Annotated in this window: 8 protein-coding genes, 1 tRNA gene and 1 pseudogene; 9 read left to right on the forward strand and 1 reads right to left on the reverse strand. The window is 38.7% G+C overall.

Annotated elements, in window-relative coordinates:
• Positions 1 to 361: 361 nt before the first annotated feature.
• The 6 genes and pseudogenes from WCP75_RS01925 to WCP75_RS01950 all read left to right on the forward strand — a co-directional run bounded on the left by WCP75_RS01925 (position 362) and on the right by WCP75_RS01950 (position 7758).
• Positions 362 to 2734, forward strand: a complete 2373-nt coding sequence (locus tag WCP75_RS01925; protein WP_336276565.1) for a mechanosensitive ion channel family protein — start codon at positions 362 to 364, stop codon at positions 2732 to 2734.
• On the forward strand, positions 2728 to 3000 hold the full coding sequence (locus WCP75_RS01930) for a hypothetical protein (protein WP_336276566.1): 273 nt from the start codon (positions 2728 to 2730) through the stop codon (positions 2998 to 3000). Before WCP75_RS01925 ends, WCP75_RS01930 begins: the two co-directional genes overlap by 7 nt.
• A gap of 700 nt (positions 3001 to 3700) precedes the next feature.
• Entirely contained in the window at positions 3701 to 4486 is a 786-nt protein-coding gene (locus WCP75_RS01935) for an outer membrane protein (RefSeq protein ID WP_336276567.1), read from the forward strand.
• Positions 4487 to 5184: 698 nt separating this feature from the next.
• Positions 5185 to 6111: an outer membrane protein gene (locus tag WCP75_RS01940; RefSeq protein WP_336276568.1), complete on the forward strand. Its 927-nt coding sequence runs from the start codon at positions 5185 to 5187 to the stop codon at positions 6109 to 6111.
• A 796-nt stretch (positions 6112 to 6907) separates the two neighbouring features.
• Positions 6908 to 7524: pseudogene (locus WCP75_RS01945) on the forward strand (lysozyme).
• Positions 7525 to 7605: 81 nt separating this feature from the next.
• Positions 7606 to 7758, forward strand: a complete 153-nt coding sequence (locus WCP75_RS01950; RefSeq protein WP_442894937.1) for a hypothetical protein — start codon at positions 7606 to 7608, stop codon at positions 7756 to 7758.
• 1579 nt (positions 7759 to 9337) lie between these two features.
• Here the strand turns inward: WCP75_RS01950 and WCP75_RS01955 are convergent.
• Positions 9338 to 9423, reverse strand: a tRNA-Leu gene (locus WCP75_RS01955).
• 151 nt (positions 9424 to 9574) lie between these two features.
• Here WCP75_RS01955 and ilvA point away from each other — a divergent pair.
• The 3 genes from ilvA (at position 9575) to WCP75_RS01970 (ending at position 13090) form a co-directional block, all read left to right on the forward strand.
• Positions 9575 to 10840 (forward strand): threonine ammonia-lyase IlvA, encoded by a 1266-nt coding sequence (gene ilvA / locus WCP75_RS01960; protein WP_336276569.1) that lies wholly within the window; start codon positions 9575 to 9577, stop codon positions 10838 to 10840.
• A 35-nt stretch (positions 10841 to 10875) separates the two neighbouring features.
• On the forward strand, positions 10876 to 11406 hold the full coding sequence (locus WCP75_RS01965; RefSeq protein WP_336276570.1) for a hypothetical protein: 531 nt from the start codon (positions 10876 to 10878) through the stop codon (positions 11404 to 11406).
• A gap of 301 nt (positions 11407 to 11707) precedes the next feature.
• Positions 11708 to 13090 carry a DEAD/DEAH box helicase gene (locus WCP75_RS01970; protein WP_336276571.1) on the forward strand — a complete coding sequence of 461 codons (1383 nt, stop codon included), beginning with the start codon at positions 11708 to 11710 and terminating at the stop codon, positions 13088 to 13090.
• Positions 13091 to 13101 lie beyond the last annotated feature (11 nt).

Genomic DNA, 13101 nt, shown 5'->3' on the forward strand with positions numbered 1-13101 from the left:
AGCTGTTATAATATTTTATTAGTTTAGTTGGCTGTGTTCAATTTTGGAGTCAAATGCAATATTTCTGCCCGCGATTGTTTTATCAAACAGTTTCGTTTTTTGTATCACTTGCCAAACAATGTGCTAAAATTTCAAAAAGAAGTCTAGATAAGTCCAATAATAAACCGGAGAAAAACTTCTCTGCGATATGAGGCGAAAAAAATATGCTAAATTGTCCTTCCCGTCTCATAGATTTCATTTCATTTTTATCGACATTATTGTATAAAAGAGAGCTTTTAAATATTACTCGCAAAAGTTGAAAATATTTTCTTCATGGCATATTTAGGAGAGTGAACTGTCGCATTTATATTTAAGGGTGAGTATGCATTCATTTTTTGGAAAAAAGTTACGTGTTCCTTTCTTTACTTTTTTAATTATCGTCGCGTTTTTTTCTTGCAAAGCGGAGACTTCTGTTCCGCAGGATGTGCCTGTTAGACAATCAACTACTGCACATTCGATTAATGAAATTATTCAGAAGCAATATTCCGTAATTAAGGTTCTTGAGCACGATAAGGAAGTTTTAAAAAAAGACTTCGAGAGTAAATCGGAAGATGAGGCTGCTTTGGCAGATCTTCGGTCACGGGCAAGAGGTATTAGTAAGCGCGCTATAGAGGGAGCATTTGTTCTACGAGCTCCCCTCAATGATATCAACTCACTTCTCGTACAGTTGGAAGAGCTTGGTGATGACTCAAAAAACTCGAAGATTCAGATCGAAAAGCGTAATAGCCTGCTGAGCCAAAAAGCTAAGATTAATAGCGTAGTTCTGCGTTTTGAGGAAATATTTCTGTCTACAAATAAGATAGCAGAACTCACTATCTCTCAATCTCGAGAACTTTTAAAGCGCACACTCACGTATAGGTCTGAATTTTCGATGGAGATGATCAGACAGTTTGTTGAAAAAAACAAAGAAGCTGTATTTGATTTTGTTTTGCTCTTTAGTTCTTGGTGGGAAGTCGTATTTTACTTTAAACCGCTGCAGTTGTTCTCCTCTGTTTTCATTCCAATTGTTTCTGCTTTTGGCCTTGCGTTCTTTTCTCGTAAGGCTCTTGCACGTATGCATCGGCGTGTTGCTGAGGATAACAAGGAAACATCCTATTTAAAGCGTCTACTGATTGCTTTTATTTCAATTCTTTTGCCTTCGCTTGTATGCGCTTTTTGCGTTTATTTCACATTTTTCTTGTTCCATAGTTTCGGCTTGGAGCGAGAAAAGCTGACAACGGTATTTCACACTGTCGGACATCAAATTATCTTAGTTTTCCTGATAAATCGCCTAGCTTCTGTCCTTTTGTCATCGAAGACGGAGGGTATGCGTCTTTTGGAGATTGCGCCATCAGCGGCGAGTCAGCTGGTGATGTTGCTTACTACCCTAGGTGTAATTTTAGCATTTGATGCTGTTCTTGATAGTGTTTATCAAGTAGTCTTCATATCTCCTTTTTTAACGATTTTTAAGGGTTTTATTACTGTTTTTCTCGTAGCAATGTTGTTGTTTGCGATCTCATTCGTGCCTCTGCGCTTTAGGCATGGGTACCAAGATGAAAAAAAAGAGCTGCTGTTTTGGCCATTTTATATACGCATTCCGGTTGTTGCGCTGGGGTTATTGCTCATCGTAACAGATATTTTGGGTTACATAGGCTTAGCGCACTTCATTATGCAGCAGATTGTTGTTGGTGGTGCATTCTTGGTCTTGATGTATTTGGGACTGAAGAGCACCAAGGCCATCGGATCTAAAGGTGAATTTGTAAAAACAAATATCGGCCACGCTTTGATGCAGCGGTTGCATCTAGAAAACAAAACCATGGATCAATTAGGGATAGTCATAAGCGTTTTTCTTAATTTGGTCGTCATCGTGTCTTGTACACTTCCGCTTCTTATGCAATTCGGGCTTTCGTATTCTGATTTAAGAGCAATATTGTGGCAGCTAATCGTTGGTTTTCAGATTGGAAATGTGTCTGTTTCTTTAATTTCTATCGCGACGGGAATTTGTGCGTTTGCTGTTTGCTTTTTCCTCATACGCAAATTCATCAGTTGGATAGATGACGTGGTGTTGGTGCGTGGAGAATTTGATTCTGGTGTCCGTAACTCTATTAAAACAGTCATAAATTATGGTGGTGTGGTTGTATCTGCTTTGATAGGGTTATCAACAGCAGGCCTGGATCTCAGGAATTTTGCGCTTATTGCCGGCGGGCTTTCGCTTGGTATAGGTTTTGGTTTGCAGAATATTGTCCAAAATTTTGTATCTGGGCTCATTATTTTGGTTGGTAGGCCTTTTAAACTGGGAGATTACGTAGAATCTGGGTCAGTAGGTGGTGTTGTCAAACGTATAAATGTGCGCGCGACTGAGCTTGAAACATTTCAACGCAAGACGGTCATTATTCCTAATTCAAGCCTTATCAACAATAATGTAATTAATTGGACTCGGCGCAGTAAAATGGGAAGAGTCGATATCCCTGTTACTGTTTCATCTAATATCTCTCCGGAGCGTGTTGTTGAGATTTTATTGGAAATCGCTTCTTCTACGGAGGGAATCCTAAAAAATCCTGCGCCGCAGGTAAATTTCACTGCATTTGACAGTAAGAAATTTTCATTTACTTTGGCTGTTTATGTGCCTAATATCACTTCTACTTCTACGGTGTCTAATGCTCTTCGCTTTGTACTACATAAACGTTTTGCTGAAGAAGGTATTTTGGAATGCTAAAATGTGCGTACACTTTTATTGCGGTTACGTTGTTGGATATCTTGACTACGACAACTTCTGCAGCAACCGTGAAAAATACTGACTCTAAGGTACAGCCGCTCATAATCGTTGAGGGAAGTACGATTTCAAATATTTCTCTAGGCAGTAATCAAATCATTATAATTTGCATGAATGGTTGTTTTATCACTTTCCCAAATAAAGATCGTTTTGCAATAATGGCGGAAGATAATATAGAAATCAGCGATGGCAAGGCACTTTTTAAATAAAATAGTATGATAATTCTGTCGTGCGCTGAGGTTTACGAGGGGTGTACAGTTTTGTACTTGCTCATTAACAGTATTGGGGGCGAGGGGGAGTTATGTGCTTTTTTGCAAAATTTAGCGTTGAAGTTGAATTATAAATAGGCACACTACTTTTCATTGGATTTGAAAATGTGTGTTTTTTCATAGAGCTGTTAGGTGCTTTTTTGGTAGACGATTCAATTTTCAGCATCTTTAATATGGGTTTTATTGCCTCAGTTAGAGTATATCATAGCGTCTGTAAGGCTAACGCATTTATGAGGATTTTTATTGAAAATTAAAAAATATCGCTTTTATTCTACTTCATTTTTCGCAACGCGCTTATGGCATGTTTGATAGATGACGGCGTGTGAAGGGGGCCCGTAGCGTTTTTTGAAGCTCTTTAATGTATTACAGATTAATTTTACCCCATTGCCTCACAATAAATTAAATAAAAACGCTCGATGACATGGTGTTTTGAAAAGAGGACACGATGGCTCCTATTGATGGACCTAGTTTCAAATTTTTTGATAAATTTTAGTCGCTTTTATCCTAGAAATGACAAAAATTATTTGAAATATCGGACTCCAATGTATCTTCGTATACGCCAGGGGAGTACGCGCGCAATTTTTCCGTGTTTTGTGTATTTTCCATAATTTTAAGAGCACTAGCATAGAGGTATAATTTTATGAATACAAAGCATCTGATTACAGCACTTATTTCTGCTCTCATACCAGCATTTCCTGCGCAGGCAGCAGACATAAAAACCCCCAGTCAACCGGAGCAGATTGTTCCACCAGTCGTCACCACCACCTCCTTCTCTTGGACAGGTTTTTATTTAGGAGCACAGCTTGGAAGGCTTTCTGGTAAAGTTTCCGCTACCGGACGCAACCTTGGCGCTCCCCTGCCGCTCAACGAAGACAACCGGCGCTCAGACTGGACCCCAGTCGAGGAAAAATACCTTCCTAACCTATCCGGTTTCATAGGCGGAATTTATGCGGGTGTCAATGTTGATCTTGGTATGAATTTTATCTTTGGGGTTGATACCGATATACTTTTATCCGAACGAAAAGGGACAAAAACCGTTGCATTAGTGGATGAGAGCGATCGTGTAGCTTTTGGTCACACTCTAAAGCAAAAATGGTCCGGTGCGACGCGGGCGCGTATTGCTCATTCCACTGGTTGTATTATGCCTTATCTCGCCGGAGGTATTACTTATGGGCATTTTCAGGACACTTTTTCTGGAGCGCTTTTAGGCATTGCGGATGGAGACGCTCTGGATATCAAATTAGATGAGACAAAGACGATGGTAGGTTACACTTTAGGTGTTGGTGTTGATTTTGCGGTAACGAGCAATGCCGTCTTGCGTGCAGAGTATCGTTACTCGGATTTTGGAAAAAAGAAGTTTCATGACATCATCGATATTGATTACAAAACGAATGACTTTCGCGTTGGTCTAGCTTACAAATTTTAGCTCTCACATAATCGAATCGCCAAAAGGTCCCACTTGGAGTGGGACCTTTGTTTTTTTACGTTATAAACGTTTCTTTTACAGCAGGAGGGGTATCTGTTACCAATCCCGGAGTTTGTAGTGAGCTATGAGGGTTAGTTTTTGGAATTTTCTCGTATGCTGAATACGAGTTGTTCCTTCGGGGGGGTGGGCGGTTTTCAGCCAAAAATTTTGATTTCTTATCCATCTATGTCGAGATTTCTATATTTAAATTTTTCAATAAATTCTGTGTACAAGTTGTAGAGCGGTTTTATTGCTATATATTGTTACATAATGGCATACATATTTTATTAATTTATGTAATATTATTGAGTTGTGTTTCGACATAGTATGAGTGATTTTATATAAAAATAATTTTATTATTTTGTTGATATCCTCAATTGCAATAAAACTTATTAGTGTAGAATGTTGTTTAGATCTATTGTACTATAAAAAAGAAAATTTAGCATCATTATTTGAAATAAAGTAACAAATTATTTAAAAAAATTACCATTGTATGAAGTATTTTTTATGAATGATTTCTTATGAGTTGTCAAAAATTGTTTGCTAATATTAAATTTTTATATATCATGAATTATATGTGCGATTTTGCAGCATAAAATTTGCAGTGTTTTGTGTAATATTTTTACTATGTTTAAACAATAGCATTGAGGTATAATTTTATGAATACAAAATATTTAATAGCAGTGTCCGCCTTCACTATCGTTTCAGTTTCTGTAGCACAGGCATCAGATATGCTGATTCCCAATAAGTCCGAACAGATTATCTCGTCAATCATTGACGCTCCTACTTTTTCTTGGGAAGGTTTTTATTTTGGAGGACAAATTAACGGCTTTTCAAGTAAACTTTCAGCAATTGGTCGTGATATTGATGTCCCCGTCCTGCTGGATGAAAATAGTCGGAACAAAAAGTGGGAACCGGTTGAGAAGAAGTATTTGCCTAAGCTTTCCGGTATTTCAGGTGGTTTTTATGCAGGCGCTAATGTTGACCTTGGCTATGGTTTCATTTTGGGGGTTGATACCGATATACTTTTTCTTGAAAGAAAAGGTAGGAAAACTGTCATCATGACCGACCAATCCGGAGGAGATGCGGGTCCAAGCGAAGCTGAAAATGGCGAGGAGAGTGAAAAACTCGATGATATAGCAAGAGATATCATTAAAAAGTCAATGATAGGCGAGGGGAGTAGAGATTCCCAGTCTGCTGTGGGATATTACAGAAGAGTTGGTGAGAGTCGTATAACTTTTAATCATACTTTAAAGCAAAAATGGACTGGTGCTACGCGGGTGCGTGTTGGTTATCCTTTTGGTTATATTATGCCTTATGTTTCTGGTGGTATTGCTTATGGGAGTTTCCAAGACGTTTTATCAGTATCGATTACAGGTCCAGATCCACTGAATAGTGAGATAGAAGATACAAAAACAATGATTGGCTATACTCTGGGCGGCGGTGTTGATTTTGCTTTGACGGATCACGTTGTTTTACAAGCAGAATATCGTTATTCGGACTTCAGAAAAAAGAAGTTTAAAGATGTAGTTGAGCTCGATTATAAGACTAATGATTTTCGTGTTGGTGTAGCCTATAAATTTTAGTTTTTATAGAGTTAAATTTTAAAAAAGGTTCCATCTTTCTGGTGGGGCCTTTGTTTTTATCGCTACAAACGCTGTTTTTATGCTTCAGGGAGAGGAATTGTTTATCTTGTAAAACCCTTAAGAGGGAAATTATCGAATTTGTGAAGGTACTTCTTAGGAAATTATAGGACTATGCAATCTTTATAACTTTATGATAAAGAGCTTATGGTATTAGTTTTAGCTATCGGATATGAAAAACATCTATAAAGACCAAGATAAAATATGCTTAGCCTTTATTTTAGATGGTTTAAAAAATCGTATTTAATGACACTACTGTGCTAATTTTGTTGTGTCCAAAATTCAAAAAATATCCCTGAAAATTCGGCAAAATGCGAGCCTTAAACTTTGTTGGAGAGCTTGGTTTTCTTGGGAAGATTGGCTGTTTCTTTTTTCAAAGAGAAAAATCCAATAACTGACGAATCGTGTCATTAACTTTGTCATCAAATATTTCATCAAAAGGGGTGATTATGAAAGTAGAAACCACCAAACTAATGTGCATTTCGTAGTTTACATGATATTTGGAACGAAAGAGTCCTGCCGTCAACAAAGATTGCGGAAAAAGGCTTGGAATGCTTGAGGGAAGAGATTCATGGGGGTGTGCAACGAACAACAGTATCGATGCTTTGTGCGGTTTGTGGATTACGCTGTGATTTAATAACAGACTTTACATCCTTTCGTCATCATATGCGGGGGGAAATTAATTTGAAACACGATTTAGCTCTGCTTGTGCGGGGCTTTTTTATGGAGGAAAGAAAATATGCAGAAAATGTCTAAGGGAAAGCTTGTATTAATCAAGCAGCGGGAAGGTCTGCGTTTAAATGGCTGTCGAGATGCCATTGGTGCATGGACAATTTGGTATGGTTATGTCAGCGCTGCCGGAGAACCTTTGGCAAGGGATGAGTATTGCTGAAAAGGAGACAAAAGATATTCCTCTTCGAGGACTAAAGCTATTTGAAAATGCTGTTGAAGAATCTGTCTTAAGTTAGTTTAACCCGTGCGCTTATATCTTTTTATTACAACGTAAGGACGACCGCATTTTGCAATTCGATGTTGCTCAGAAAGCTTAATACAGGCGATTATGAATCTGTACTGACCGAATTACAGAAGTAGACTAAGGCTGGTGGAAATCGTTTCCAAGGGCTTGTCAGTTGGTCGAAAAGCGGAGTTGGTTTATGGGCCAGAGCTCGTACGTTTGGTTAAACTATCAGGCTGTTGAAAAAAAGAGCCAACAGGAGCTTTCAAAGCAGAGGTTTTTGCACCGGTCATTGGTGCGTTTTCAGATTTTGAGTGCTTATTGACAGGAAAAGGCCCGGCTCATGGTCTTTTTCTGCTATTACGGTGGTGGTCGCATGTGTTAGTATTGTATTTGTATGAAAACGTTTCCGTGAGCAGCATTTACGATTTGATCTGTGAAGAAGGATTTTTGCCGATCATGGCGGCTTTTGCTGCTTTTTTATGGCCTTAGCGAAGGCGTTTTTCTTTGGAAAAAGTGCTGAGCAACGAAAAAAGACGAAAAAAACCTTAGCAGCTGCCACAACAAGAATTGAGATAGAAAATGAAATTAACAGAAAAAGCGATGCTAGTGTGCGTGTTGAGCTTGATAAGTAGTGCGCAACAAATGAACGTTTGTCTTGCGTTGGTTGGATGTCAATTTACCTGGAGGAGAGGGATGTCCCTTCTATTAGCTCTAATCTGGCGAAAGATATTTTAAAACATAATAATCGGGTAAGAGTTTTGATGGAAGCATGGTTAGAATACTAAATAAAAAAAATAAAGAGTCCACTGAAGAAGAAAAGCAATTGTTTTATGAGGTAGTAAGTGCATATCAGGATGCGAAAATAATGCATCGTTTGTGAAGCGGATGCTTCCCACCATATTTGGGATTGTTATTCATGTTTCTGGTATAGTAGAGGCATTAGACAAGACCTTACGTATTTGAAGAAGTAGTTTTTAAATAATTAAAAACTGCGTTGTACTGTTTGCATTAGAAAACAGGTGAATTCAAATGAGCACTCTGTACTTGCAACATTTATTAATTATGCGCAATTTGTTTCGGATATGAAAACTTTAGAACCGTCATTACTAGAAATAATTAATGCATTCGTTGAAGAAAGTGCACGAAAAAAAACGCAGTGCAGAACAATTAAATTATTCCATAATTTTCTGTTCAAAATAATGTAAAAAAAATCATAATTTGACTCTGTTTTTACGCTAGGCGCGCGCGCCGTGTTGTTCCGTGTTTGTTCATCATTAAGATGTCCGGGCGAGAAGGTTTTTTACTACGGAAAGATGAAGAAACTATTTTAACGAAACAGCTTAAATGGTTGTCCTTATGGAGAGCCATTTTCTGGTGGGTATGGGTCTTGCTTGAGAACTTCTTTTAAATAATGACATTCAAGACATCTAAATAAACGATATTGATTCCATTTATTTGGAGTTTTTAGCATCGCATTTTACATAAAACATAATAATTAATAGAAACAATTATTACGACACCAATCACCTTAGAAAAATGGTGTGAACAAAAGAGGCTTATTTCTGAACAAGATGTTGATGTATTTAGTCGTGGGTCTTCTGTGCTCTTTTAAAATAGCATAAATAGGTCAGGATTTATTGAAAATGCCGGTTATTGGCAGAAGAAATCAGAGTGGATGCTATGAAATAGACTGCCGATTTAACAAAGAGTCTATAAAGCAATTAAGTAAAGAAATTGCGTAAGCGAGCAGAGGAAACAGGATACATCTAACTGAGTTAGATGTAGAGAAATTTTTGAAGCGTTGTGGGACCTGCGCGGGCGAAAAGGTCTTCTTTGCATAGAACCTCTGTATTTTAAGAAAGGGAAGGGGTTGTACACATTGTTTTATGTGGTTGAGGATCCTAAGATTTAAAGAATGTTGCTTCTCAGTATGTTAGCGTGCTCTTGCTAATCACTTATAATGATGTAGAAAAATTAGGTCACTGTACGCTCAAATATCCTAAGGCGGAGCCCAATGATACTCTCCACAAGGTGAGAGAAAAGCTGCAAAGCTAATAGTTTTTTACCTGGAATCAAATATCTAAACTAGCAATAATATCTTGTCACCACGATATCGTCTGAAAGCACCGCAATATTGTAACCAAAGGTGGTTTCCCATTCTAAGGGTTTTTTAAAAACTATCTGAAAAATAAAAGAAAGACGTCATATTCATGGTGCGGACGGCGGGACTTGAACCCGCAAGGCCTCAGGCCGGCAGATTTTAAGTCTGCTATGTTTACCAATTTCATCACGCCCGCGATAAAAGCACCTTCATAAGCTATATTTTTTATTGAATCAAGAATTAATAATAGGTTACTCTTAAACTACAATTTTTTGGCTGACAATGTGTGGTTTTATCACCAAGAAGAGTGTGTGCAGCATTAATGGAGTGCGAAATGATCGGTGTAAATGAATATGTTCATCCAAGACGTAGCTGAAGCTACGGCGGCTCTGCGTGGTGTGTTTGCCGAAACACCGCTTCAAAGAAATAGTTTCCTTAGTCAGAAGTATGGCGCAGGGATTTATTTGAAACGTGAAGATTTAACGCCGGTGCGGTCGTATAAAATTCGTGGTGCTTTCAATTTTATTTCGAGCGTACTCGATCAGATACCGAGAAATGCTGTCCTCGTTTGCGCGTCAGCAGGGAATCACGCGCAAGGTGTTTCCTTTGTTTGTCGCCATTTTAAGCGTAAGGGCGTGGTTTTTATGCCTGTGACAACTCCACAGCAGAAAATTGATAAAACACGTGTTTTTGGCGGAGGCTTTGTTGATATTCGTTTGGTTGGCAATACATTTGATCAATGTTATGCTTCTGCTCAGTCTTTTGTCGCTAGCAGCGGCGGCGTGATGGTACCGCCTTTTGATGATGTGCGCATTATTACAGGCCAGGCAACCGTTTTATGCGAGGCCGTTTTACAGTGGAAGGAGTTAAATAGGGAAAATGAGCCAGACTTTATAATCATTCCTGTAGGTGGAGGCGGTCTTGCTAGTGGCGTCAGTAAATTTTTACGCGAATATGGTTGGAAAACAAAACTTCGTTTTGTCGAGCCTCAGGGGGCTGCGAGTTTATCCGCTTGTCTTAAAAATGAAAAACGTGTCAAGCTTAACAATATTGATACATTCGTGGATGGTGCTGCTGTGGCTGAAATTGGCGCGTTAAATTATGAAATTTTGAAAGAATTCCCCCCAGATTCTGTTATTACAGTTCCTGAAAATCGAATTTGTTCTACGATGATTGAAATGCTCAATCTTGAAGGTATGGTTCTTGAACCAGCAGGTGCTTTGCCGATAGATGCTCTGAACAGTATTCCTTTTCATCAATTGAAAGGTAAAAAAATTCTCCTCATTATCTCAGGTGGTAATTTCGATTTTGAGCGCTTACAAGACGTGAAAGAGCGTTCTCTGCGTTTTCAGGGACTGAGGAAGTATTTTATTTTTAGTTTTCCACAACATCCCGGTGCATTGCGTGATTTTCTTTCCCAATTATCTCCAGGTGACGATATAGTACGCTTTGAATATCTCAAAAAATCGGCTAGGGATTTTGGTTCTGTGTTAGTTGCAATCGAAACAAAAGGGTGTGATAATTTTTCTCTTTTAAAACAAAGATTCCAGAAATTAGGTTGGCATTATCGTGATATCACCGATGATCAGGTGTTATTTGATTTTGTCGTGTGAAAAATTTGAATTTCTATTGAAACAAGAGTGTAAAAATGAAGTCTGTTTTTTATTTTGTTCTGTGTTTATTTTTGTTTTTTAATCTTAATAAACAAAGTTCCGCATCCAGTCTAACAAAAGTGCAAAGGTCTGAATTATCAAGTTTAGTCGTTGGCGCGAATGAGGCTATAAAAAATAAAAACTTTGAGATTATTTCTACTTATATGCCTGGTAGGATTTATAAAGAAATGGCCCGCCGGTTGAATACGACAGAAGATAATTTGCGTCATGGTTTACTTAAGCGGCTGCGCGCTCAGTTTGGGAATTTACCTGCCGGCGCATATCATTTAGACGAAAAAAACATAGATTATCTGGAAACTGGCAATGGCACTTTTTACGCTTTGATCCCTACTACGCTTGAGACAAAGGATCTTATCATCCAATACAAAACTTTAGCGATTTTTGATAAAAAGCAGTGGTATTTGATCTATGGGGGTCAGAAAACTTTGCAAAATCCGGTTTTTCTTGAAATCTATCCTGATTTTAGTAAGGTGCACTTGCCTAAGGAAACAATAATAAAGAAATAGACCGCTCAAGTGTTGCTTTCTTTATTTGCGGTGAATATTTTTTTCGAAGTGCTTGCTTTTTTGTCTCAACCCGATGATAGTGCGAACAAAGGTGTTTGAGCGAGGTCGTTGGTTCTTCGTAGGGTAGGGGGTGTTCGCCTTTTCCTCTGTTGTAGGTTTCTTTGTTGTGGTGTTTCGAAACACTGTTTTAAGTGCTGCTTCACAAATCTAAATTGCCGAGTCTTTATCATCCTGATTGTTGGGCGGCGGAGTTTTTCTCGTCGCTCATTTAGTTATTGTTGAACTGAGGAGAAAGTTTATTTTGAGTGTAAATAAAGACAATATTTTCATAAAATTGGGCTTGCCTGAACTTTTGATCAAAAATTTGCTAATTTCTGGTATTTGCGAACCCAAGCCTATTCAGGAGCAAGCTATTCCAATGATGCTGAGTGGGCGCGATATTTTGGGCATTGCACAAACAGGCTCCGGGAAAACTTTGGCTTTTAGCTTACCTATTTTGAGTAAAATTTTGACTTTAGGCAATAAGCGCTCTCCTCGAACTGCTCGAGTTTTAATTTTGGTCCCTACACGCGAACTGGCTGCTCAAATCAATGAAACGATTCGTTCTGTTACAAAAGAAACGCATCTTTCAACTTGTCTTGTTTTTGGAGGAGTGTCGCGTCTTCAACAAATTAAGCGCATGAAAGCGGGCGTAGATATTTTGATAGCAACGCCAGGACGCTTGATAGACCTTGTCCACGAAAAGTGTGTTGATCTTTCCCAATCTCGCTTTTTGGTTTTGGATGAAGCTGATCGGATGTTGGATATGGGATTTGTCAACGACGTACAGCGGATCGTAAAATCTCTTCATGAGGAGCGTCAGACAGCGCTTTTTTCTGCGACAATGCCGAAAGCAGTTGCACTGTTTGCAAGAAGTCTACTCAGTGATCCTGTAAAAATAGAGGTTAGCTCTCAGGGTATCCCTGCCACTGAAATTACCCAGAAACTGTATTATGTTCCCACGAGAGAGAAAAAAAATGTTTTGGGTCAACTCTTGACAAACCCGAGTTTCACTTCAGTTATTGTTTTTACCCGGACAAAACATGGCGCTGATTCTGTTACACGTAAATTAAAAAAGATGGGGTATTCTGTCGCGACGATACATGGAAATAAATCACAAGGTGCTAGGCAATGCGCGTTAAAAGCCTTCCGTGAAGGGTCGGTGCGAATCCTCGTGGCAACCGACATTGCGGCGCGTGGTATTGATATACCTCAAATAAGTCACGTCATTAATTACGATTTGCCAGATGAAGCTGAGAGCTATGTGCATCGTATCGGTCGCACAGGACGTAATGGGAAATCCGGTGACGCTATCACGTTTTTTGATGAAGAAGTAGAGCGGGTAAGATTGCGTGCTGTAGAACGTTTGATTGGTATGAAGTTAGTGCGCGAGGACATTCCTGCACAATTTGCAGAATTTCCAGAAAGCCCGTTTATGCTCGAAGGTAGAGAAAAAGAAAGGAACGATGGGTCCCATTCTAGAAAATTTAAGCGCCGAAAGCAATTTTTAAGCTGTAAAGATGATGACGAGCAGCCGCAGGGGAAGAACTTTTCGTCTTTAAATGAGAAAAACAAAAAAGAGAAAGTAATAGAAAAGCGTACAAAATCCCCCCATTTCCGCAAATCAGTGAAGAAGGTAGCATGAGCGTAATGCTA

The organism is Bartonella numerosa (assembly GCF_037070845.1).
In the GTDB taxonomy this organism is placed as follows: Bacteria; Pseudomonadota; Alphaproteobacteria; order Rhizobiales; family Rhizobiaceae; genus Bartonella.